Below are 23,734 nucleotides of genomic sequence, written 5' to 3' on the forward strand. Positions count from 1 at the left end.
TGATTTGATTTTATTGCGTTAACAGACTTGCTTCTTTCTGCACCACTGCCAAATATTGTTGCTCTAACTGATCTATTCTTTCAGAATGTTTTTTGGTTTTAATCTGCATCAGTATAATCATCACAAAAATCATCATCATTGCAAATACAGCAAACAACACCTGCCAGGAAAAATGTACACGCATTGTTCCTAAAAAAGCTGCACCTGCTGCCAGCCCTAAATTATAAATGGTCATACATAGAGTGAATTGAAGTGCCGAAATACGTTTCCAGCATAGCTGCATGGCCAATGCCAGGATGCCAATGTTGGTGAGTGTAAAAAAGGTGCACAGTAAAGCAATGTAGGTGCAAACAAAAGTGGTATCAGACCAAAGTGTGGGAATCATAGTCATCGTTATGGCAAGAATAACTATTAGAATAAGGCTGCCCTGCATCAATCGGATAACACCAAACCTCTGAATCACAAAAGCACCAACAATCATTCCTGCAATACCACCCAGTAAATTTGAAGTTGAATAAATTTTAGAATAATAAACATTGGTCCAACTTAATTCCTGAATGGTAAAAATCGGCAGCATCGTCCTCATAAAGTGAATAGCAGCCATCAATAGAAAACCTGTGGTCAGCAGCAACAATACATTTCGTAACATCACTACCTGTTTGAAAGATTTAAACAGTTTTCCCCAACTGTCAACGGATATTAAAGCAGTAGCTGCTGATGTTTCTCCTTTTGACCAGGGGTGTAACTTTTCTCCTTTACGCTCTCTTGTCAATAGGGGAATAAAAATAATCAACAAAACAGGTATTGACATCAACAAAACTGCGTCTGAAAATCCATAATTATTGGTAAGCCAACTGCCAAAAAAGAATGATGCCGAGGTACCGACAGTCTTTGCGCCCCACATAAAACTGTTGGTTTTGCCTTGTTGTTCTAAAGGAACAATATCAATGGCCAGACTATCAGTTGCTATATCCTGAAACATAACAAAAATGTGTACAAAAAGCACTACGGTTGTAATTATGGAAATATTATCGAGTGGATTATGGATAAATGAAAGTGACACTACGCTGCATAAAATTCCAAACTGTCCGAACAAAAGCCACGGTCTTCTGCGCCCCATTGGAAGGTAGGTGTATTTTTCTATCATGGGAGCCAATAATATTTTCATACTTGTCGGAATAAGTACAATAGCACTGTATGAAGCAATCTCTACTGCACTTTTGCCATTCATGGCCATCCATGCAGGAATAACAAATAACGTAATACCTTCGGGAATACCTTGCGAAAAATACAAGGCAATAAAAATGATGTAACGCAAAGTTGCATTCTCTGCAAGAGAGATGCCGGAGCGGAGGCTCGTGGCTTTTGCTTTCATAGAGGTTTGATTTAGTTTTGGGTGTTTGTCAGATATTATTTGGTTGGTTTCTTAAACCACTTGGCTGCATTGGTGTTTCTATGCGGACAACCCGGCCAGCAACAAGGTTGCCTTTTTCCGGCTTGCAGATCTTCAATCAGTCGTTCAATATGCTCTACTCTTGTTTCGCTTTTTTTCACAATGGTAACCCAGCAAATCCATTCATTGCGCTGTATAGGCGTAAGGCTGTTCCATTTTGTTACTAAATCGGTTTGTGATGCCAAAGCTTTCTGAATATCATCTGTTACTTCATGCAATATGCCGTCAGCAATTTTTGTACTCATTGTAATTTAGTGTTGCAATATTAATGGCTACTAAATTATTTAATTTTATCGTTACTTTTGCCATAAGAAATATTATTCAAAATGAAATTTGGTGTAGTTGTATTTCCTGGCTCAAACTGTGATGAAGACATGGTTTATGTGTTGCGCAACATATTGAAACAACCGGTAGAAAAATTATGGCATAAAGAACATTCGCTTCGCGGATGTGATTTTATTGTACTTCCCGGAGGCTTTTCTTATGGTGACTACCTGCGTTCGGGTGCCATTGCCCGTTTTTCGCCAATCATGCAGGAAGTGATGGAGTTTGCTGCAAAAGGCGGATATGTTTTAGGCGTGTGTAACGGCTTTCAGATTTTATGCGAATCGCAACTTCTGCCGGGAGCATTGCTACACAACTTCAGTCATAAATTTATCTGTAAAAATATTTTTATAAAAGCCGAGACTGACGAAACCATTCTTACCTCATCATTAAAAATTGGCGCAGCCATTAAAATACCCATTGCCCATGGCGAAGGACGTTTTTTTGCAGATGAAGCTACATTAAATCAGATAGAATCGAACAATCAGGTGCTTTTCCGTTATTGCGATGAGAATGGCTATGTAACAGAAGCTGCTAATCCCAATGGAGCCTTAAACAATATTGCAGGTATCTGTAATGAAAAACGAAATGTTTTTGGAATGATGCCACATCCTGAGCGTGCTGCAGACCCTTTATTGGGTAATACAGATGGACTTGGAATTTTTAAATCTATTCTCAATTATGTTGATGCCTGAGTTTTGGCTGCTTTATCTGAACCACTCTACTGCCCCATAGAAAATAGCAAGCCATATCAGACCTTTAATCAGGAAAAATAAAAATCCTGCCAGCCCCAACCTTTTGAACCACAATATGACTTTCTCTTTATTCACACCACAAAAATATTAAGGGCTTCGAAGATTATTGTTCCGAAGCCCTTATTTTTTTAAGTAAAATCTTTTTTACAATTACTAATAGAACTTACCTCTGTAGTCTTTAACCTTTGCTTTTTCTTTCAAAGCATTAAAGGTTTCGTACTGCGAACGGTTTTGTAATTGTTGCTCTGCCTGAGTTTTACTTTCACTAAAGTTAGCAGGAGCCTGTGGCTCTTTTACATCTGTAACCTGAACAACAAAAACACCTTGCTCGCCTTTTATAGGTTTACTCACTTTATCTTTTGCTAATCCAAACATCGTTCCTATAACACTCATTTCTGCACCCAGGTTTGGAATGTAGGGTGAATTAAATGTAACGTTTTCCATCGTCTGTACCGGTGTATTTAGCTTTGAAGCCAATCCGTCAAGACTTTGTGCTGCACCGGTTGCATTGATTTTTTCAGTCAGCATTTCTGCTTTTTTGTTTTTGCGTGCTGCAACTTCTACCTGCTCTTTAACATCTTCAAGTGCCAATGTACCTTCCGGCTTTATTTGCATTAAATGTGCCACCACAAATTTATCACCCAATTCAAATGGTGTTGAAACATCGTTCTTTTTGGCTTTATATGCCCATCGTATCAACTCACGTGCATTGTCAAGGCCGGGAACAGTTTTGTCATTTTCTTTTAAACTTTCAATGTTGCGGGCATTCAATCCTTCGTCTTTTACGGCTTTAGTATAGCTGTCGCCATTGTTATTTTTTGCTGCAAAATCATTTGCCTTTGCAAATACACCTTGATAGGTTTTGGAGCTGGCTTCAATTTTACGTCCAACAACATAAACTCTGACATTTTTTGACATGCCTGCCTGATCTGTGATTTCAATGATATGATAACCAAAATTTGTTTTTACCACTCCTAACGAGCCTTTTTTATTGTCAAAACAAAAATCGTTGAATTCAGGAACCATCATTCCGGGTTTAAACCAGCCAAGGTCACCACCTTTAATGGCAGAGCCCGGATCTTCAGAAAGCATAGCAAACTGATCAAATTTAGCACCTCCTTTTATCAGATTATAAATACTGTCGGCAGTTGCTTTTACATGTAATGAATCTTTTCCTTCTGTCTTAAATAAAATGTGACGTGCCTGAACAGAGTCAGGAAGCATTTTTGTGCCTTCTAATTTTGCAACATAGTAGGCATTGTTTTCCATATACGGAGCTGATACAAAACCTACAACTTCTGAAAACATTTGTGCTTCAATAGCAGGAGAAAGTGTGCCTGTTTTATGGTAGCTGTTGTCAACGGGAAAATCAGAGTTCTGAGCTACAAACAATGAGTCGTCTGTACTTGCAGCAAATGCAGGAACAAGGTCTGTAATATATTTTTCTGCCACCGTTCTGTCTTCGTTAGATGGAACAACATCAAAAGTCACATAATCAAGTTTTCGCGATTCTTCTGGCTGCTCATAGCTTTTGATATTCTCGTTATATGCTTTTTGCAAATCGGCATCAGTAAGTTTTACAGTACTGTCGGCAATGGTATTGTAGTTTAGCATGATATAACGAGCCGATTCTGTTTTGTTCTTTGCTTCAAAGTCGCGCTTGGCTTCAGCAGTGGTTATATAAAGTCCTTTTTTAATCAGGTCGAAATATTTCTGATTGAGTCTTTCTTCTTTAATGCTGTTTTCGAAGTTAACCCACTGTGCACGGGTGCGGCCAGTCTGATCGTTATCCATATTTTTCAAAAACTGGATTACGTTTTTCTTGTCAAACTGCTTGGTGTTAGGGTCGCTGAATGCTTGTTTTATCTGAGGGTGAATGTCATTACCCTGAACCATATCAAACAATTCATCACTACTTACAACCAATCCGGTTTTAGCAATTTGTTTGCCTATTAATTCTTCGTTAAGCATCTGTCCCCAGGTCTGATCACGCAATTGGTCTGTTGTCTGTTGGTCAACCTGATCTTTACCCTGGCTGAGTTTATAGTTTTCTATATTCTGCTGAACTTTGGCTTCAAAATCCTGAATAGAGATTTTCTTTCCACCAATGACACCTGCTGTTGTGGTGTTTCCCTGAATGAATGAGCGGTTAGAAGTGAGCAAGTCGCCAAGGATAAATGCTACTAAGCTTAATCCGATGATACCTATGAGCAGGCCGGCTTTACTTCTTATTTTTCCAATAATAGCCATAATGTCTTAATAAAGGGGGTTTAAAAATGAGGGGGCGAATATACAACTGAAAAAGCAATAAATAAAACGAAATTTTTAGAGATATCAGGCTCTGAAAAACGCTATTGTTTCGTTTACAACTTGCTGATAATGAGGTGGCAATAATTGTCCGGCATAAGGATGTTCGGCACCAAAACTATGGTTTGCCGAGGCTATTGGTGTCAGACAGGCTCGTGTATTCCATGAATGCATGACTAAAGCATCACTAAAACTTACTGTTTCATCCTCTGTTCCATGAATGATTAAATGAGGTATTGAAAGCTGTTTTACTGCCTTATGAATATTTATTCTTTGCGCATTGTTGATGGCATCTTCAGCAAGCTGATAGTAGAGCGGCATTTGCTGATGGGTTCGTGCATTTTCAATATAAATGACTCCTGCCTGCTGCCACAAACTAAGCTGTTGTGGAGAAATATACTTACCAAACTCAATAGGCGATGCCCATGATGCAATCTTGCTGATACGACCATCTTCTGAAGCTTTGATTATTGAGATAGCTCCTCCGCGAGAGTGTCCTGCGAGATAAATAGTATTTAAATCGAAACGCTCTTTTTGCGGATGCTGCCACAGCCAGTCCAATAAAACATCAAGGTCATCTAATTCTTTGGTAAAATTATTTTGTCCGAAGGCTTCGAGGTCTGCAAACTCAGTCGGGTTATCGGGAGTAGTTCCGTTAAACGAAAAATTAAATTTGATAAAGACAAATCCTGCATGAGCAAACGATTCTGCAATCATATCATACGGTCCCCAGTCTTTGAATCCCTTAAAGCCGTGAGCAAAAATAATTACAGGCATAGGGTCTTTGTTGCCATTGAAAAACATATCGGCCACAACAGGTTTGCCGTGTTTTCCATTGATGAGGATATTTTTAAAGCGGTTCATTGTATTAAAATATGAGAGCACAATTTACAAAAAAACAAAACAGCTGTCAATGAAGTTTTGACAGCTGTTTCAAAATTGATGCTATTAATCTATTTTTTATGCTTTTTCTCTTCTTTATCAGGCACTATCAATGAAAAACGTACAGGTAAAGTATAGTGTACACTCTGTATTTAAAAATAAGAAAAAAAACAGGTTGTATCTATATCATTATTTTTTTTACTTAAATACTTCAATTTCTTAACCTTTAAAAAACCTCATTCCCTTATCACCGCCACCTTTCTGCTCACCCTCTTCCCATCACTCCATATCACACAATTATAAACCCCATTGGCTAAATCTGGTAACTTAAAAGCCTGCTCATTGCTCCACGGTGGCAGCGTATATTTAAAAACAACCTTGCCTGTTACATCAACCATCTCAAACAAACCGCTCTTTCCGCCACTGGCGGATTGCGGCAGCAAATAACCAATATTCAACACACCGTTAGTTACAGGATTAGGATATACTCTAAATTTAAAATCGGGTGGTGATAAATCATTTACACCCGTTATTAAACAAGGGCAAGTTGGTTTGCGTAGTATCGCACCCTAAGTAGTAGTTGGGGTGGTTCACGTTACTTCTAAATGTAAAACACGGCATGTGCAAATCATGCAAATGCACATCGCAGGCAAGGCCGCCACTGTCAGGATAATTAATGTAATGTAAATCAACGACACCACTTCCTGAACTTATGAGTATTTTGCCATTAGCCGCAAGATACGTGGTCCAGAAACCGGTTTGAAAAAGTGTCTGTCCCGGAGGCGAATAATAGCCATCATTAATGGCCACCACTGTCATGCTTGCCTGCATGTTTGATGTGTCTGTATTTATTTGGAGGATAGTATCAAAATCCGAAACCGTATAAAGATATTTTGAATTAGACGAAAAAGCCAATCCCAAGCCACCGTATAGGCTGGGCCAAGATACAACTCGTGGATTGCTGAAGTTTCCTGTGCACCGGTCAAAGTCAAAAACCCTTACCTCATTAACAACATTACCCATTACACCGGCATGGTATCTATATGCAAACTTTTTCCCGTCAGGTGAAAAGCATTTCTGCGCTTCATTTGTTATGTGTAATACACCTATATTCTGTGTTGATATATTTGTTATTCCCTGATTGGTTAATAGAACCTTATATATCATACTGCTGTTACCTTTAAGAATATACACCCACCAGTCTTTGCCGTTGGCATGTCTGCAGGCTGCAAAACCCGGCAGTAGGGTATCTTGAATAAGCGTTATTTTTTTTTGGCCGGGAATAACATCGCCAAGACCATTATCCAAACTCATATCTATAACCGAGTAATAAGATATCAGCGGCAAATCATTTGGCGGATTAACATAACTGCTACCATGATGAAAAAGCACATACTTGTTGCTGTCATCGGGCATGGGCAATATCAAGCTGGATTGAACCCATTGAATTCCTGCTGTACTACACCATATAGAATCTATAACATCCGTAGCTATTCTCGCTCCATTTGGCATAGTATCTTCCATTGCATTGGCTATCCAGCAACCGTTTGTATAAAATAAAATATCACCGTTGGCATTGGCAATATTTGCCTGTGCACCTTGAAATTTCATTTTTCTCGACAAACCTATTACATTAAAGTTGAGGGTGTCAATTTTTATTATTCCTTTATCAGAATTTACGCCCCATGGGGGATAAGCGAAATCATATCCAATTAAAAAATTATGATTATACCCTTGCCCGAATAAACTTGCTGATGCAATGAACAGCAGCAATAGACTGATTACCTTCTTTTTCATTGGATGACAATCAGTTTTTTAGTGTTCAGTGTAAGTCCGTCTTTGCGCAGTCTGATAAAATAAATGCCCTGATCATAGTTGTTCACCGATATGACTATTGACTTTATTCCCTTATCTATCACAAACTCATTAATTTTTGCACCCAACACATTGCGTATCTCAAAATTTACAGCTTCTTCATTGGTGAAATTCAATGCTACCGTCACCTGTTGCGATGCAGGGTTGGGTATCAGCTTATAGTCATAAGCAACAGCAATGCTATTTACATCCGTTGTCATTAATCTGTAAATGCCGCTTTGCAAACATACAGCATCATCATAATATTCAAGGGTATCATTTATTTTTTCAAGCAATGCCCTTGCCTGATACACTGCCGGGCCGCCTGAGTAGGGGCATTGCTGTGCAATGGCAAACAATGCTGCAAAATTACTGCTGATGCTGCCTTGTCCGTTTTCTTTATATTGCAATATCATTTCATTCACCTGCTTGTGGTTTATTTCAGGCAGCTCTGCCGGCAACACGGCACTGTTTTTTAATGCTGCTGCATTATATGTGCTGTCTGCCATTGCATCATGCTGCTGCAAAAGAGTTGCCACGGTTACATTCAGCGTGTTTAATGTTGTTATTAAATTCTCGCGCTGTGTACTATATCCGCTAATGCTGTCGGTTGCATACAGGCTGTCTAACACGGCAATGCTGTCTATCATAATTTTTATCAGGATGTCGGCCAGGGCAAGTGTTGCTTCCTGCATGGGGGTAAAACGGTTGGCTGCACTCATGCTCTCTTTAACTGCTTGCAACTGCCCAATGGCTACGGTTTGTTTATTGCCATAAAAATTTTGAAACACAGAGTCGCTTGTCCGCAGCAGCGAATCTTCCTGCAACAAGGCATAGAGGTTGCTCTGCGCCTGATTCAGGTTTTCGTCTCTGTAATCAAATGATATGGCGCTGTCGCGGGCTACCAGCTTCAAATGCTCCTCATCTCCGCCACCACCGGTTATTGCTGTATTGCATACCTGAGTACCGCAACTGGTAAAGTCACTGGTCGAAATATCAGGGTCAAACCATAATGGGGGAGAAATTGTATTAGGATAATAGGCAGTTCCGGAATTTGGATTATACCGAATTCTTGAATTTAAATAATTGTTATTAAAAGTATTCTGATTAATAGCCGTAGTATTTCCAATCTGTGGGTTATTCCACACATTGCCTCTGTGTATTTGCTGCCCTATGCGTGATACGTTGTTGAGATACAAACCTTCAACACATTCTGTCATCACATTGCCGGCAACATCATTAAACACGTCACATTCTCCTGCAAAACTCATCCCTCTATATGGCCCTGTGCTGCCTTGCACCAAATTGGTTCCAAAATTATTACAATTAATTTTGTTGTTTGTACTCATACTCACAAACATGCCTACGGTCTTTATGTTGCTATGCGGTATGGTATTGGTAACAGCATTGCAGCTAACACCATTCATGCTGCCATTCTCAAACACCATTCCACTGGCACCGGATGTAGGCTGTTGGCTTAAATTGGTAAATATCAAATTGTCTTTAACACTTGCATTTTCTACTCCTCTGGCAAATATGCCTGTGGCCGTGCCCTTTGTTTCCAAATGATTGTTGTTTACAATCTGATAGTTGGCATTATTACCCTGCACAAACTCATTCATACTAATACACATGCCGCCTTTTGAATACTGGTTTTTACGCTCCACTACTATTGTATTGTCCTCTGCTCGCATCAACGAGGCACCATCATTATCCACCCAGTCTATTCCTTTATAAAAGGCTTCTATATTGCACTGCATCACCACTACACTGCATTTAGAATGCGATTCCTCAGACTTTGTTCCTACAGCAACATTTTTCATTGATATTCCTTTAATGGTGGCGCTATAAAAATTGGTATAAATACCGTAATTGGCATTATCTATTGTGGTGCCTCCATTGGTCAATGGGCTGACATTTAAATTGTACTTGAAATCATTCGTCCTTCTTGCTGTTATGGCTGCCCCGAAAGGTGCCTGTACCAAATAGGGCTGCTGCGCATAAACATAGTCTGTTGTCATCTTCTCAAAACGGCAGTTAACAACATCCACATTGCTGTTGTGTATTTCAATGCCAAAATTAAGATCATGAAACAGGTTTTCATTCATGTTATAATTGCCAATGGTTATGGCGGCTAAGTCATTTATCAGCATGCCGGCTCTTCCAACCTTGCCATGCTGTGGTTGTGTGTTATATTCGCCTTTCAGCGCTAAGTTTACCAGCCCAAACTCTGTGCCTGTTACCGTTCCAGTGGTTTGACCCATCAGGCCTGTGGCAGCAGTTTCAATGCCCGTCACACAGTCCACTATCCTTGAATTTACAATATCAAAGCGGCTGCCATTTTGAGCCATAATACCCGTTTGAGCATCTTTCAGGGTGCTGCCCTCCATCATCAGTTTGGCAGCAGGCTGCAGCGTGATGCCTTGCCACATTTGTGGGCAGGAGTACAACAGCGTGTTGTGAGTAACGGTGACGGATATGCCGCTGTTAACAACAATACTGCTGCCCGAACCCATAACTAAGGTGCAGTGGGTGAAGGTGGCAGACCTGTCTACGATTAATGCTACAAAGTCTTTTACATAAATAGTGTCTGCATAGAGGCTATGGCTGTCCACCAACTCAGAAACATACGTTTGAGCCGCAACTGCATAAAATGTTTTTTGACGGGCATCAACAGCACTTGCAGTTATTACTAACACAAAAAACAAAATAGGTATAGCCACATGTTTTAACATCTGTTATTTCTCTTTTATTACCGCAATTTTTTATTTTAGATCTGTATTCTGTTTATTCCCTCAAAGTAAATATAATATTATCAGAAAACGAATAGTTAATGAAAAAAAATTTAGCACAAAAAGAACATTTGTTGAAAATTATTTAGGAGACCATCTTGAAAACAAAAAGCCCCAAAAGCATCAAAAAGAATTTACATATCAGCCACTACGGGTTTACCATGTTTTCCTTCTATGCGTATATTTTTAAAGCGGTTCATTGTATTAAAATATGAGAGCACAATTTACAAAAAAACAAAACAGCTGTCAATGAAGTTTTGACAGCTGTTTCAAAATTGATGCTATTAATCTATTTTTTATGCTTTTTCTCTTCTTTATCAGGCACTGTCAATGAAAAACGTACAGGTAAAGTATATTGCACACTTACAGTCTGTCCGGCCTGCATACCTGGTTGCCAGCGTGGCATGGCATTAATAACACGCAATGCTTCCTGATTAAACTGCTCATTGTTTCCTTTCAAAACGCGGGCACCGGTAACCTCTCCGGTTGACGACACCACAAAGTTTATATACGAAACGCCTTCCACTACATTGTTCCTTGCCTCCTCGGGATATTTGATGTTTTTTAGAAGATATTCCTGTAAGCCTGTTTGTCCACCTGGAAATTCAGGCATTTTTTCCACTGTAGTAAATACCTCACCCGACTGCGCAATTGCCACAACCGAAGTGAGAAAAATAAATCCGAAAATGATAACCTTTTTCATAAACTATTATTTTAATCGTTAAAAGTAATAAAAATTATAATCCCACCATATCTTCGGGTTTCACCCAGGCATCAAACTGCTCCGAAGTAACATAGCCCAAATCAATAGCTGTTTGTTTCAGTGTTTTGCCGTCTTTATGTGCTGTTTGAGCAATCTCTGCCGATTTATAGTAGCCTATATGGGTATTTAGTGCTGTTACCAGCATGAGTGAGTTTTCCAGATTTTTGCGAATGTTGTCATGCAATGGCTCTATGCCGATGGCACATTTGTCGTTGAACGATAGACAGACTTCGCCAATGAGTCGTGCACTGTGCAGGAAGTTATAAATCATTACAGGCTTAAATACATTCAACTCAAAATGTCCTGTGGCACCGCCAATATTGATGGCTACATCATTACCTAATACCTGAGCGGCAACCATGGTCATGGCTTCGCACTGTGTAGGGTTTACCTTTCCGGGCATGATAGATGACCCAGGTTCGTTGTCGGGAATATATACTTCGCCAATGCCACAACGGGGGCCACTGGCCAGCAGACGTATGTCGTTAGCAATTTTCATCAGTGAGCAGGCAACGGTTTTTAATGCTCCATGCGTTTCTACAATAGCATCATGGGCTGCTAATGCTTCAAACTTGTTTTCTGCTGTAACAAATGGCAGTTGCGTCAGTGCAGCAATATGCTTGGCCACATTCACTGCATATCCCGGAGGTGTGTTTATTCCGGTGCCTACTGCTGTGCCGCCTAAAGCCAATTCTGCAAGGTGTGGCAACGTATGTTCAATGGCACGCATTCCGTGGTTGAGTTGTGATACATAACCACTCAACTCCTGACCCAAGGTTAAAGGTGTAGCATCCATCAGGTGTGTACGACCTATTTTAACCACCTGCATAAACTCTTTAGACTTAGCTTGTAACGTATCGCGCAATTTTTTTATACCGGGCAAGGTAACATCTACCAGAATTTTATAGGCTGCAATGTGCATGGCCGTAGGGAATGTATCGTTGCTCGACTGCGATTTGTTTACGTCATCATTTGGGTGAATGGCTTTCTTTTCGTCTAATAAACTACCTCCGTTAATGACATGGGCACGATAAGCTACCACCTCATTCACATTCATGTTGCTTTGTGTGCCGCTGCCTGTTTGCCATACCACAAGCGGAAACTGATCGTTCAGCTTACCTGCAAGAATTTCATCGCAGACAGAAGCAATCAAATCACATTTTTCTTTGGGCAACACTCCTGCTTCAAAATTTGTCAGCGCTGCTGCTTTCTTTAAATAGGCAAATGCTTCTATAATTTCTTTAGGCATTTTATTGGTGTCGCGGGCTATTTTAAAATTTTCGATAGAGCGCTGTGTTTGTGCACCCCAGTAAACCGATGCAGGAACTTCGACTACTCCCATCGTGTCTTTTTCTTTTCTGTATTCCATTTTCAAAATGTATAATTTTTATTTGTTGATGTTTATTTAACAGTACTTCCGTTGTTGATGTTTAACTTTTCTGGTGTTATAAAAGAAAGCTCACCATTGGCATTTTGTGCCATCAGAATCATTCCTTTGCTTTCAATACCTTTTATTTTTCGCGGTGCAAGGTTTGCCAGCATCACCACCTTTTGTCCGACAATTTTTTCAGGATCGTACCATGCTGCAATACCCGAAACAACAGTACGTTGGTCCATGCCGGTGTCAAGCAACAACTTCAGTAACTTGTCGGTTTTTGGTACACGCTCTGCTTCTAAAATTGTTGCAACACGAATATCCATCTTGCTGAAATCGTCAAAAGTGGTTTCTGCTAACTGTGGTTCTATGCTATTCTCATGGCTTGGTTGGGCTTCTGTTTGTGTAGTATTCATCACTTTCTTTTCGTGCAGTTTGTTTATTTGTTTTTCTATTTCTTCGTCTTCTATTTTTTGAAAGAGAATAAGATTAGAAACATTTAACTTTATACTGTGCATGTTAAAAAATCCTTCCGGTACACCTATAGAATCTTTTGATATTATCAGTTTTTGATTGTCAGCAGGAATGTTTAATAATGAAAATATTTTTTCTGCTGTAACAGGTAAAAAAGGTTTAAGCAACAAACCTGTTTTTGAAATAATGCTTAGGCAGTTTATTAATGTGTTGCGTGTATCATCAACACTTTTTTGATTGTTTGAATCAAATTTTTTCCAGGGTTCTTTATCGGTTAAATATTTGTTTCCAATGCGGGCTAAGTCCATAACACCACTCAGCGCATCGCGAAATTGATATTTCTCAACGGAATTTACATACTTTACAATTAATTCATCAAGGTTGAATTCATCAGCATTTAATTCAACATCCTTTTCGGTACTTAAATCACCTTTAAAATATTTGTCAGCGAGTACAACTACCCTGTTCACAAAGTTGCCTAAGATTGCTCCCAACTCATTGTTCACTCTTGCCTGAAAATCTTTCCATGTAAATTCACTATCCTTGGTTTCGGGTGCAATAGAAGTAAGCACATAGCGAAGTTCATCTTCGCGACCCGGAAAATCTTCAAGGTATTCATGCAGCCACACAGCCCAATTGCGCGAGGTTGATATTTTATCTCCTTCGAGATTTAAAAATTCGTTGGCCGGAACATTGTAGGGCAACACAAAACCACCATGCTGCATGAGCATCATCGGAAAAATGATGGCATGAAAAACAATATTGTCTTTGCCGATAAAATGAATAAGCTTAGGATTGTCTTCTTCATTGTTTTGCTTATGCCAATAATCTTTCCAATTGTCCGGCAAAAGTTCTTTTGTAGCCGAAATATACCCGATAGGTGCATCAAACCACACATATAGCACTTTCCCTTCTGTATTGGGTAAAGGCACTTTCACTCCCCAGTCGAGGTCGCGGGTCATGGCACGAGGCTGCAGGCCTTCGCTGAGCCAACTATTGCACTGTCCTTTAATGTTGGGTTTCCAATGGTCGAATCGTTTAATATACTCCTGAAAATCGTTTGACTTTTGAATTTCACCCATTGGCAAAAACCAGTTTTTTGTTGGTCTCAACACTGGGGTATTGCCACTAAGTTTTGATTTGGGATTTATGAGGTCTGTTGGGCTGAGTGATGCACCGCAGTTTTCACATTGGTCGCCATAAGCATTTGGATTGTTGCAGCGCGGACAGGTGCCGGTGATATAGCGGTCGGCAAGAAACTGCTTGGCTTCTTCATCATAAAACTGCTCTGTGGTTTCTTCAATAAAAACACCTTTATCATAAAGTGTTTTAAAGAAAGCTGCTGCTGTCTGATGGTGTACCAGTGAAGAAGTGCGTGAATAATGATCGAAAGAAATACCGAATTTTTCAAATGATGATTTCATCATCTGATGGTATTTGTCAACCACTTGCTGCGGTGTAATACCAAGCTGACGTGCTTTGATGGTAATAGGTACGCCATGTTCATCGCTGCCGCAAATAAATTTTACATCTTCGCCTTTCAGCCGCAGATAACGACTGTATATATCGGCAGGAATATAGCAACCTGCCAGATGACCTATATGTACCGGTCCGTTGGCATAGGGCAGTGCAGCGGTGATTAAATATCTTGACATGAAAAATGTTTAACAGTTGTAATGTATAAAAGTTATGAAGAATATATTCTGAAAACGTTTGAAAAAAAACATTTCTTACTCAGGTTTAAACCTCAAACTACTTTTACTTTGCAAAGATAAAAAAACGAAGGCAGATGATTTTTCCACCTCCACTTGTTGCTGGCGATACCGTTGCCATTGTAGCTACTGCACGCAAGGTAAGCCGCGATGAAATGGCTCCGGCCATTGGCATACTGCAGCAGTGGGGGCTTCAGGTTACTGAGGGCAAAAATTTATATGCTGATAAAAATCAGTTTGCCGGTGATGACTCTTTGCGTGCAGAAGATTTTCAATGGGCTTTGGACAATCCTAAAATAAAGGCTGTGCTTTTTGCCCGTGGCGGATATGGTTCTGTAAGAATTATTGACAGAATTGACTTTTCCGAATTCAAAAAAAAACCAAAGTGGCTCATTGGCTTCAGTGACATCACTACCATTCACACACATGTGCATAGTCATTTGAATGTGGTTACATTACATGCACCAATGGCAATAAATTTTCCTAAAACACCTGACGCTGTTTTAAATCAGATAAAAGATTTTCTTTGGGGCAACAATGTTGTTTTAAATACTCCTGCTCATCCTTTAAACAGAATGAAAAATGCCACCGGGCAATTGATTGGAGGAAATCTTTCTATTTTATACTCACTTGCAGCATCAGCATCTGACATTGATACCAAAGGAAAAATTCTTTTCCTTGAAGATTTGGATGAATATCTTTATCATATTGACCGTATGATGATGCAGCTCAAACGCAGTGGGAAGTTACACGGTTTGGCAGGACTTGTTGTTGGTGCTATGAGCGATATGAAAGACAATACCATTCCATTTGGAAAAACTGCTGAAGAAATTATTGCCGAACATGTTTCTGAATATGATTTTCCTGTTTGTTTTGGGTTTCCTGCCGGGCATATTACAGAGAACAATCCACTGGCGATGGGAGGTTATGCAGAACTAATTGTAGAAAATAAGGTTTCGTTAAAAATGAATAACAAAGCGTTAAGCTGATTTTATCTTATGCCTTCCTGACAAACTCAGACTTTAATGCCATTGAACCAAAACCCTCTATTTTGCAATCTATATTATGATTGCCCTCTACTAATCGAATATTTTTAACCTTGGTGCCTGCTTTTACCGGTTTGGGTGCGCCTTTTACAGGAAGATCTTTAATAACAATTACTGCATCGCCATTTTGAAGTTCATTACCATTAGCATCAAAAACTTTTCCATTATCTGTACCGGATATTTCTTCTGATACAGCTTGTTGTTCTTCGGGATTCCACTCGTAAAAACATTCAGGACAAACCATCAGATTGCCATTTTCATAAGTATAAATTGAATGGCATAACGGGCAAGGTGGTAAAACAGACATGATAAAAATATTTTCTGCAAATATCTTTAAAATTACGTCAAACTTAAATTGTTTAATACGTGATTATAATTTTAAAATATAAATACAAACACATTTAAAAAACAGTACTTTCGCTTTATAAAATCAACTTACCTGATAGACCATGAAAAAGAAACCGCCTTTTCATAACCTACGGAGTATTTTTAAACAGTACAACACGTTTACTTACAGTGAGCGCAAAGGTATAATCGTATTATCTATTATTATTGTTGTGCTGCTGCTGACACTATACGGACTTAAATTTTATGAGCCGCCTATCACTGTCAGCACAAGTCGTTTAGATTCTGCTGTTGCACAATGGAGTTTATTACAAGCCGAATCTAAAGTTGTATTGAAAGATTCAACTTCTCTTTCAGAAAACATTTTACCACAACCTACAAAAAAACTTTTCCCTTTCAATCCAAATAATTTAGCCGATTCACTCTGGGCCAATTTAGGTTTGTCTGAAAGACAAATTGCATCCATCAAAAAATATGAAGCACGTGGCGGGAGATTCAGAATTCGGTCAGATGTAAAAAAACTATTTGTCATCACACCTTTGTTTTACGACAGTATTTATCCTTATCTGCTTTTACCTGATTCATTACCAGAATTCCAAACGACAAAATATGTGACAGACTCCATCAAATCTAAAAAAGAAATAATTATTGCGCCTATTGAAATAAATCTGGCAGATGCCGAAGAGTGGCAGCTGCTTCCTGCCATAGGTGTAGGAAGGGCAGCGGCAATTGTTGCATACCGAAATAAATTAGGTGGATTTACTTCTGTTAAACAATTGCTTGAAATCAACTCCATTGTGGATTCTGTTTTTGAAAAAATCAATCCATATTTACTCTGTAACATAAAGCCCATTCAAAAGATAAACATTAATACCGATGATGCCTACAGCCTTAAACACCCATACATCAGCAGCAGTCTGGCAACTATTATCGTAAATTACAGAAAAATGCATGGTGATTACAAATCAATAGAACAATTACGCGATCTGAAAATAATTAAACCTACAGAGTTTGAAAAACTGGCACCCTATCTTGTCGTGAAGTTTTAACAGCAAAAACTCTATATATTCTAAAAAATGTAAGATAATGACCATCATAATCTAAAAACAGACTATCATTCTTAACAAAATTAAAGTAAATTTGCCCCCCAATTAAAGCGGGTTAAGGAAGCGAATATGGATTATTTTAAACATGAATCGTCCTATGTTGACGATGGATGTACCATAGGAAAAGGTACCAAGATATGGCACTTTTCACATATTATGTCCGGTTGTCGCATTGGCGAAGGTTGTAATATTGGTCAAAATGTGGTTATCTCACCTGATGTTGTTTTGGGTAACAATGTAAAAGTTCAGAATAATGTTTCGTTATATACAGGCGTTGTTTGCGAAGACGATGTTTTTTTAGGACCGAGCATGGTCTTTACCAATGTCACCAATCCACGAAGTGCTGTAAACCGCAAGAATGAATACAAAAAAACTGTAGTGAAAAAAGGTGCTTCAATAGGTGCTAATGCCACTATTGTCTGTGGACATGATATAGGTCGTTTTGCCTTTATAGGTGCCGGTGCCGTAGTAACAAAAGATGTTGCCGACTATGCACTGATGGCAGGCAATCCTGCCCGTCAGATGGGCTGGATGAGTGAGTATGGTCATCGGCTGCAGTTTGATAAAGATGGGCAGGCTGTTTGCCCTGAAAGCGGAGAAAAATACCTGCTTAAAAACAATCAGGTAACAAAAATTTAGAAAGACCACGCTTGTATGAGCACAGGAAAAAAAGAAAAAATAAAATTTGCTGTCATCGGTTGTGGGCACATTGGTAAACGTCATGCCGAAATGGTTAGACGTAACCAGGAATGTGAGCTTGTTGCCATGTGTGACATCAGACCGGAAACTGAAGTTGGCATTGCCGACTTTAATGTTCCGTTTTTTCAGTCGGTTGACGCAATGCTCACCAGCGTACCGGATATTGATGTAGTGTGTGTTTGCTCACCTAATGGCGTTCATGCAGAACATTCATTAAAAGCATTAGAAGCAAAAAAGCATTTAGTTTGCGAAAAACCAATGGCGCTGACCAAGGCCGATTGCGAAAAAATTATTTTTAAGGCACTTCAGGTATCGAGGCATGTGTTTTGTGTAATGCAAAACCGCTATTCACCACCATCGGTATGGCTAAAAGAAGTTATAGATAAAAATGTCATTGGCGAAATTTTTATGGTTCAGTTGCAATGCTATTGGAATCGTGATGAACGTTATTATAAAAAAGGCGGATGGAAAGGAACCAGCGACATGGATGGCGGAACATTGTTTACGCAGTTCTCGCACTTTATAGATATTATGTACTGGGTGTTTGGTGATATTACAGATATACAAGGCAAGTTTGAAGATTTTACACATCAGCAAAACACATCATTTGAAGACAGTGGATTTGTAAACTTTAAGTTTGTAAATGGAGGTATGGGCAATATTGCCTACACTACATCTGTTTGGGATATAAACCTTGAAAGCAGTATTACCGTAATAGGAAAAAACGGCTCTATAAAAATTGGCGGACAGTATATGAATGAAGTAGAATACTGTCATATAAAAAATTATAACATGCCCAAGTTAGACCCCGTTAATCCGGCAAACGATTATGGTGCATACAAAGGTTCTGCCGCCAACCATCACTACATAATCGAAAATGTGGCCGATGTTTTGCGTGGTCGCACTTCAATTACAACCAATGCCCTTGAAGGATTAAAAGTCGTAGAAATAATTGAGCGTATTTACGCACTTCGTAAAATAGAAAAATCAGAAATAAAATTTCATCTTTAAAATAAATGTATCAGGACATATTAGATAAAAAAGCAAAAGTTGCTGTTATCGGCTTAGGTTATGTTGGACTTCCTATTGCACTGGAATTTGCAAAGAAAATTTCCGTAATCGGATTTGACATTAATGCAGAGCGTGTTGAAAAAATGCAAAATAAAATTGATCCTAGCGGAGAGCTGCCAGCCGAGGCTTTTGATGGTTGTGATATAACTTTCACCAACTCATTGGATGTACTTCGCGAAGCACGATTTTTTATTGTTGCTGTTCCTACTCCTATTGACGATCATAAACTACCCGACCTGAAGCCGTTGATAGGTGCATCTACCACCATTGGCAAAGTGTTGAAGAAAGGTGATTATGTTGTGTATGAAAGTACCGTTTATCCGGGCTGTACAGAAGAAGACTGTATTCCTGTTCTTGAAGAACATTCAGGACTTAAGTTTCCGAATGATTTTAAAGTAGGCTACTCGCCAGAGCGAATTAACCCTGGCGATAAAGAACATACCATCACAAAAATTATGAAAGTGGTGTCGGGTTGCGATGCCGAATCGTTAGATGTGATTGCAAAAGTTTACGAAATAATCGTAAAAGCAGGTGTGCACCGTGCCAGCAGTATAAAAGTGGCCGAAGCAGCTAAAATTATTGAAAACACACAGCGCGATGTAAACATTGCACTGATGAATGAGCTTTCTATCATCTTCAATAAAATGGGAATAAATACCTATGAAGTTATTGAAGCCAGCAGCACAAAATGGAACTTCCTCCGATTTTTTCCGGGTCTTGTAGGCGGCCACTGTATTGGCGTAGATCCTTACTACCTTACCTATAAAGCGCAGGAGCTTGGCTACCACTCGCAAGTAATTAACTCAGGCAGATACGTTAACGACAGCATGGGATTTTATGTTGCCAAACAAACCGTAAAGAAAATGATTGCCAAAGGCAAAGACATCTCCAAATCGAAAGTGCTGGTGATGGGAGCTACTTTTAAAGAAGATGTGGAAGATATCCGCAACAGTAAAGTTACTGATGTGGTGAACGAATTTAAATCATTTGGAGTAACCATAGAAGTAACCGACCCTTATGCTTCTTCTGAAGAGTTGGTGCATGAATATGGTTTTGGATTAGTTGATAAAATTGGCAACGATTATGATGCTGTTGTAGTAGCGGTTTCGCATAAAGATTATCTTAAAATGGATGAAAACTATTTTAAGAGTATCTGTAAGCCTGATGGTGTTATTGTTGACATAAAAGGATTTTTAAGAAATAAAATCCATAATCTTCAATACTGGAGTCTGTAAACACATAGTGCGGCAACACCTTGACCGTTATTCAGAAATACTAATCCATTAAAAATATTACAAGTAATGAAAGTGTTGGTCACCGGAGGCACCGGTTATATTGGGGCACACACTGTTGTAGAACTAATGAACAGTGGTTTTGATGTTGATATTATTGACAATCTGAATAATTCAAAAGAAGATGTTGTTGATGCTATTACAAAAATTACAGGCAAACGCCCATATTGGATTAACATTGATCTTTGTGATGCTAACGAAATAAAAAACTATTTCAAAAAGCATAAACCTGATGCTGTTGTACACTTTGCAGCGCATAAAGCAGTTGGGCTTTCTGTTGAACAGCCTTTAGAGTTTTATAGAAACAACTTGCTTTCACTCATTAACCTGCTGCAATGTTGTGTTGCTAATAAGTGTAATAATTTTGTGTTTTCATCAAGCTGCTCTGTTTATGGTGACCCTGATAAGCTACCCATTGATGAAAATGCTCCTGTAAAAACGGCCAAGTCGCCTTATGGCAACACCAAAAAAATAGGCGAAGAAATTATAACAGATACTGTTAAATCGTCTTTACTTCAAGCTGTTTCACTGAGATATTTCAATCCTGTTGGCTCACACGACAGTGCTTTAATCGGTGAACTGCCTACAACGATGCCACTGAATGTAATGCCTATAATTACACAGGTAGCTATTGGTAAACGCAAAAAGTTTGTTGTTTTCGGTAATGACTACCCAACACCCGATGGCAGTTGTATCAGAGATTATATACATGTAGTTGATGTGGCAAAGGCACACGTTATAGCTGTAATGCGATTGCTCAACAAAAAAAACTTGTCTGCTTACGAGGTATTTAATCTGGGAACAGGAAAAGGATTTTCTGTTCTTGAACTCATACATGCATTTGAAAAAACCATCGGTCAGAAATTAAATTTTACCATTGAAGGAAGACGTGCCGGTGATGTGACAGCCGTTTATGCCGACACTACCTTGGCCAACACTGTTCTTGGATGGAATTCTGAACGCAATTTGAACGATATGATACGCACAGCCTGGAACTGGGAGTTGCATCTGGCCGGAAGAACAGATTTTATCTGAGCAAATAGTTCTTTATTAAGTTTTAATTTTTTAATTTTACCCTCATGCCAAAAAGTACAATCATTATTACAGGTGGTGCCGGATTCATAGGTTCTCATGTTGTGCGCAGGTTTGTAAACAACTATGCCGATTACAACATCTATAACCTCGACAGCCTGACCTATGCAGGTAACCTTGCCAATCTTAAAGATATTGAAAACAAACCCAACTATCAGTTTATTAAAGGCGATATAACCGATGCCGCTTTTGTTAACCGTCTGTTTACTGAAATCAATCCTGATGCAGTCATTCATCTTGCAGCAGAGTCGCATGTGGACAGGAGCATTACCAACCCGCTTGATTTTATTATGACCAATATTGTGGGCACTGTTAACCTGCTGAATGCCGCCCGCAACATCTGGATAAAAGACAAAAAGGTGGCTGATGGAAAAAGGTTTTATCACGTCAGTACTGATGAGGTTTATGGCTCGTTGGGCGAAACAGGCTTTTTTACCGAAAACACATCATATGACCCCCGCAGCCCTTACTCTGCATCTAAAGCCAGCAGCGACCATCTGGTGTTTGCTTATCATCACACCTACCATCTTCCTGTTGTTTTGTCCAACTGTTCCAACAATTACGGCTCGCATCACTTTCCGGAAAAATTAATTCCTCTTGCCATTAACAACATAAAAAACAACAAACCCGTACCAGTTTACGGCAAAGGCGAAAATGTGCGCGACTGGCTGTATGTTGAAGACCATGCCCGTGCTATTGACCTTATTTTTCATAAAGGAAAAGATGGAGAGAAGTATAACGTAGGTGGTAATAACGAATGGAAAAACATTGACCTGATACAACTGCTCTGCCGTATAATGGATAAAAAACTCAACCGTGCTGAAGGTACTTCGGCAATGCTCATTACGTTTGTTACCGACCGTCCGGGACACGATTTGCGTTATGCCATTGACTCTTCAAAACTTCAGAACGAATTAGGGTGGCAACCCTCATTACAGTTTGAGGAGGGATTAGAAAAAACCGTTGACTGGTATCTGGCAAACGATAACTGGCTGCAACAAGTTACCTCCGGTGAATATATGACCTATTACGAGCATCAGTATGCAACAAGATAACCCACAATGAAGACAGAAACCATTTATGAACGCGCCTACCACCATTCATCACTAAAAGATAAAAGCTTCCTCATCACCGGTGGCTCAGGTTTTATAGGCAGCAATATCGTAGAATATCTTTTAGTGCATGGTGCCAAAAAAGTGCGTGTGCTCGATAACCTTGCCAACGGCTATAAAGAAAATATTATTCCTTTTTTAAATCATCCTGCTTTTGAATTTATGGAAGGTGACATTACCAATGCCGACACGTGCAAAAAAGCTATGGAAGGAATACAGTTTGTTTCGCATCAGGCTGCTCTTGGCTCTGTGCCACGCTCACTTGCCAATCCACTTGCCACACATCATGCCAATGCCACTGGTTTTCTGAATATGTTGTGGGCAGCAAAAGAATCGGGCATTGAACGTATTGTATATGCAAGCTCATCATCCGTTTATGGCGACAGTCCTGAGTTACCCAAGCGCGAACACGTTACAGGCAATCCTCTTTCGCCTTATGCCGTTTCCAAAATGTCGAACGAACTGTATGCTTACACTTTTTCCATGCACTACGGAATGAAAATTATTGGACTGCGCTACTTTAATGTTTTTGGTCCTAAACAAAACCCCGACAATCCGTACGCTGCTGCTATTCCGCTATTCATGAAAGCATTATTGAAAAACCAAACGGCATACATTTATGGCGATGGTGAGCAATCGCGCGATTTTACTTTTGTTGAAAATGCTGTGCAGGCAAATATCCGAGCACTGTTTACCGACCATAAAGATGCTTTTAACAAAGTCTATAACATTGCCGTTGGCGAGAGTATTAGTTTGAACAAACTGCTTGAACACCTCATGCACATTACAGGTAAAAGTATTGCGCCCGTTTACAAAGACGAGCGACCCGGTGATGTACGTAATTCACTTGCCGATATCAGCCGTGCACAAATGTATCTTGGCTACAACCCACTGGTAAAAGTAAAACAAGGTTTGGCATTAACCGTTCCATGGTTTCAGAAAACGTTTTGTTGAAGTATTACCAACCTTATTTGGTTAGTGAAACCAAATAAAAAGCCGGTGTAAAAAAAGACTTAAATGTGAAATAAGGTGGTTTTAGCCATAGACCAAAAGTCTATTTTACCCTTCAAGTGTTTAATGACATTTAGACACTTTACATCACATTGAAAGGGTTAATAGCATTGTAAAAAACATGGTGTTATACTTGCACCTTCCGTCATTCCTATGATTTGATATACGAAACGGTTTTAGAAACTTACAATATAAAATGCGAATGATTGACTTTAGCAATATGCCCCTATCTTTCGATTGGTCTATACTTTAAAAGTAGAAAATTACTT

20 protein-coding genes are annotated in these 23,734 nt (G+C 39.3%); 9 read left to right on the forward strand and 11 right to left on the reverse strand.

Annotated features, from left to right (window positions below; genetic code table 11):
* Positions 1–10: 10 nt before the first annotated feature.
* Entirely contained in the window at positions 11–1,375 is a 1,365-nt protein-coding gene (locus tag V9G42_02445; protein MEI2758276.1) for an MFS transporter, read from the reverse strand.
* A gap of 35 nt (positions 1,376–1,410) precedes the next feature.
* Positions 1,411–1,698 carry a YdeI/OmpD-associated family protein gene (locus V9G42_02450; GenBank protein ID MEI2758277.1) on the reverse strand — a complete coding sequence of 96 codons (288 nt, stop codon included), beginning with the start codon at positions 1,696–1,698 and terminating at the stop codon, positions 1,411–1,413.
* Between the two features lie 81 nt (positions 1,699–1,779).
* On the opposite strand from V9G42_02450, the gene purQ reads away from it, so the two are divergent.
* Positions 1,780–2,472, forward strand: a complete 693-nt coding sequence (gene purQ, locus V9G42_02455; GenBank protein ID MEI2758278.1) for a phosphoribosylformylglycinamidine synthase subunit PurQ — start codon at positions 1,780–1,782, stop codon at positions 2,470–2,472.
* A 213-nt stretch (positions 2,473–2,685) separates the two neighbouring features.
* Here purQ and V9G42_02460 read toward each other — a convergent pair whose 3' ends face one another.
* The 8 genes from V9G42_02460 to metG all read right to left on the reverse strand — a co-directional run bounded on the left by V9G42_02460 (position 2,686) and on the right by metG (position 14,634).
* Positions 2,686–4,782, reverse strand: coding sequence for a SurA N-terminal domain-containing protein (locus tag V9G42_02460; GenBank protein MEI2758279.1), 2,097 nt, complete (start codon positions 4,780–4,782; stop codon positions 2,686–2,688).
* A gap of 84 nt (positions 4,783–4,866) precedes the next feature.
* The gene (locus V9G42_02465) at positions 4,867–5,703 is read right to left on the reverse strand and encodes a dienelactone hydrolase family protein (protein ID MEI2758280.1); all 837 of its coding nucleotides are present in this window, start codon (positions 5,701–5,703) and stop codon (positions 4,867–4,869) included.
* A 254-nt stretch (positions 5,704–5,957) separates the two neighbouring features.
* Positions 5,958–6,284: a T9SS type A sorting domain-containing protein gene (locus V9G42_02470; protein ID MEI2758281.1), complete on the reverse strand. Its 327-nt coding sequence runs from the start codon at positions 6,282–6,284 to the stop codon at positions 5,958–5,960.
* Complete coding sequence (locus V9G42_02475) at positions 6,238–7,518, reverse strand: hypothetical protein (GenBank protein MEI2758282.1); 1,281 nt, start codon at positions 7,516–7,518, stop codon at positions 6,238–6,240. Before V9G42_02475 ends, V9G42_02470 begins: the two co-directional genes overlap by 47 nt.
* Positions 7,515–10,298: a T9SS type A sorting domain-containing protein gene (locus V9G42_02480; GenBank protein MEI2758283.1), complete on the reverse strand. Its 2,784-nt coding sequence runs from the start codon at positions 10,296–10,298 to the stop codon at positions 7,515–7,517. Before V9G42_02480 ends, V9G42_02475 begins: the two co-directional genes overlap by 4 nt.
* Before the next feature lie 358 nt (positions 10,299–10,656).
* Positions 10,657–11,070 (reverse strand): energy transducer TonB, encoded by a 414-nt coding sequence (locus tag V9G42_02485; GenBank protein ID MEI2758284.1) that lies wholly within the window; start codon positions 11,068–11,070, stop codon positions 10,657–10,659.
* A 34-nt stretch (positions 11,071–11,104) separates the two neighbouring features.
* The gene (gene fumC / locus V9G42_02490) at positions 11,105–12,499 is read right to left on the reverse strand and encodes a class II fumarate hydratase (protein ID MEI2758285.1); all 1,395 of its coding nucleotides are present in this window, start codon (positions 12,497–12,499) and stop codon (positions 11,105–11,107) included.
* Between the two features lie 32 nt (positions 12,500–12,531).
* Positions 12,532–14,634: a methionine--tRNA ligase gene (metG, locus tag V9G42_02495; GenBank protein ID MEI2758286.1), complete on the reverse strand. Its 2,103-nt coding sequence runs from the start codon at positions 14,632–14,634 to the stop codon at positions 12,532–12,534.
* 134 nt (positions 14,635–14,768) lie between these two features.
* On the opposite strand from metG, the gene V9G42_02500 reads away from it, so the two are divergent.
* Complete coding sequence (locus V9G42_02500) at positions 14,769–15,680, forward strand: LD-carboxypeptidase (GenBank protein ID MEI2758287.1); 912 nt, start codon at positions 14,769–14,771, stop codon at positions 15,678–15,680.
* 7 nt (positions 15,681–15,687) lie between these two features.
* Here the strand turns inward: V9G42_02500 and V9G42_02505 are convergent, their stop codons facing one another.
* Positions 15,688–16,044 (reverse strand): zinc ribbon domain-containing protein YjdM, encoded by a 357-nt coding sequence (locus tag V9G42_02505; protein ID MEI2758288.1) that lies wholly within the window; start codon positions 16,042–16,044, stop codon positions 15,688–15,690.
* Positions 16,045–16,186: 142 nt separating this feature from the next.
* Between V9G42_02505 and V9G42_02510 the strand changes: the two genes are divergently transcribed.
* The 7 genes from V9G42_02510 to V9G42_02540 all read left to right on the forward strand — a co-directional run bounded on the left by V9G42_02510 (position 16,187) and on the right by V9G42_02540 (position 23,408).
* The gene (locus V9G42_02510) at positions 16,187–17,131 is read left to right on the forward strand and encodes a helix-hairpin-helix domain-containing protein (GenBank protein ID MEI2758289.1); all 945 of its coding nucleotides are present in this window, start codon (positions 16,187–16,189) and stop codon (positions 17,129–17,131) included.
* A gap of 126 nt (positions 17,132–17,257) precedes the next feature.
* Positions 17,258–17,827, forward strand: a complete 570-nt coding sequence (locus V9G42_02515; protein MEI2758290.1) for an acyltransferase — start codon at positions 17,258–17,260, stop codon at positions 17,825–17,827.
* Between the two features lie 15 nt (positions 17,828–17,842).
* A complete protein-coding gene (locus tag V9G42_02520) occupies positions 17,843–18,898 on the forward strand; it encodes a Gfo/Idh/MocA family oxidoreductase (protein MEI2758291.1) in 1,056 nt (351 codons plus the stop codon).
* Positions 18,899–18,903: 5 nt separating this feature from the next.
* Positions 18,904–20,193 (forward strand): nucleotide sugar dehydrogenase, encoded by a 1,290-nt coding sequence (locus V9G42_02525; GenBank protein MEI2758292.1) that lies wholly within the window; start codon positions 18,904–18,906, stop codon positions 20,191–20,193.
* Between the two features lie 66 nt (positions 20,194–20,259).
* The gene (gene galE / locus V9G42_02530) at positions 20,260–21,285 is read left to right on the forward strand and encodes a UDP-glucose 4-epimerase GalE (protein MEI2758293.1); all 1,026 of its coding nucleotides are present in this window, start codon (positions 20,260–20,262) and stop codon (positions 21,283–21,285) included.
* Positions 21,286–21,329: 44 nt separating this feature from the next.
* Positions 21,330–22,397: a dTDP-glucose 4,6-dehydratase gene (rfbB, locus tag V9G42_02535; GenBank protein ID MEI2758294.1), complete on the forward strand. Its 1,068-nt coding sequence runs from the start codon at positions 21,330–21,332 to the stop codon at positions 22,395–22,397.
* 6 nt (positions 22,398–22,403) lie between these two features.
* Positions 22,404–23,408 carry an SDR family oxidoreductase gene (locus V9G42_02540; GenBank protein MEI2758295.1) on the forward strand — a complete coding sequence of 335 codons (1,005 nt, stop codon included), beginning with the start codon at positions 22,404–22,406 and terminating at the stop codon, positions 23,406–23,408.
* The last annotated feature ends 326 nt before the right edge of the window (positions 23,409–23,734 follow it).

Source organism: Bacteroidia bacterium (assembly GCA_037045145.1).
Taxonomy (GTDB): domain Bacteria; phylum Bacteroidota; class Bacteroidia; order AKYH767-A; family OLB10; genus OLB10.

Bases quoted from the DNA above. Each gene is read 5' to 3' on its own strand.
- V9G42_02445 (MEI2758276.1), bottom strand. From the start codon at position 1,375: ATGAAAGCAAAAGCCACGAGCCTCCGCTCCGGCATCTCTCTTGCAGAG.
- V9G42_02450 (MEI2758277.1), bottom strand. From the start codon at position 1,698: ATGAGTACAAAAATTGCTGACGGCATATTGCATGAAGTAACAGATGAT.
- purQ (MEI2758278.1), top strand. From the start codon at position 1,780: ATGAAATTTGGTGTAGTTGTATTTCCTGGCTCAAACTGTGATGAAGAC.
- V9G42_02460 (MEI2758279.1), bottom strand. From the start codon at position 4,782: ATGGCTATTATTGGAAAAATAAGAAGTAAAGCCGGCCTGCTCATAGGT.
- V9G42_02465 (MEI2758280.1), bottom strand. From the start codon at position 5,703: ATGAACCGCTTTAAAAATATCCTCATCAATGGAAAACACGGCAAACCT.
- V9G42_02475 (MEI2758282.1), bottom strand. From the start codon at position 7,518: ATGAAAAAGAAGGTAATCAGTCTATTGCTGCTGTTCATTGCATCAGCA.
- V9G42_02485 (MEI2758284.1), bottom strand. From the start codon at position 11,070: ATGAAAAAGGTTATCATTTTCGGATTTATTTTTCTCACTTCGGTTGTG.
- fumC (MEI2758285.1), bottom strand. From the start codon at position 12,499: ATGGAATACAGAAAAGAAAAAGACACGATGGGAGTAGTCGAAGTTCCT.
- metG (MEI2758286.1), bottom strand. From the start codon at position 14,634: ATGTCAAGATATTTAATCACCGCTGCACTGCCCTATGCCAACGGACCG.
- V9G42_02500 (MEI2758287.1), top strand. From the start codon at position 14,769: ATGATTTTTCCACCTCCACTTGTTGCTGGCGATACCGTTGCCATTGTA.
- V9G42_02505 (MEI2758288.1), bottom strand. From the start codon at position 16,044: ATGTCTGTTTTACCACCTTGCCCGTTATGCCATTCAATTTATACTTAT.
- V9G42_02510 (MEI2758289.1), top strand. From the start codon at position 16,187: ATGAAAAAGAAACCGCCTTTTCATAACCTACGGAGTATTTTTAAACAG.
- V9G42_02515 (MEI2758290.1), top strand. From the start codon at position 17,258: ATGGATTATTTTAAACATGAATCGTCCTATGTTGACGATGGATGTACC.
- V9G42_02520 (MEI2758291.1), top strand. From the start codon at position 17,843: ATGAGCACAGGAAAAAAAGAAAAAATAAAATTTGCTGTCATCGGTTGT.
- V9G42_02525 (MEI2758292.1), top strand. From the start codon at position 18,904: ATGTATCAGGACATATTAGATAAAAAAGCAAAAGTTGCTGTTATCGGC.
- galE (MEI2758293.1), top strand. From the start codon at position 20,260: ATGAAAGTGTTGGTCACCGGAGGCACCGGTTATATTGGGGCACACACT.
- rfbB (MEI2758294.1), top strand. From the start codon at position 21,330: ATGCCAAAAAGTACAATCATTATTACAGGTGGTGCCGGATTCATAGGT.
- V9G42_02540 (MEI2758295.1), top strand. From the start codon at position 22,404: ATGAAGACAGAAACCATTTATGAACGCGCCTACCACCATTCATCACTA.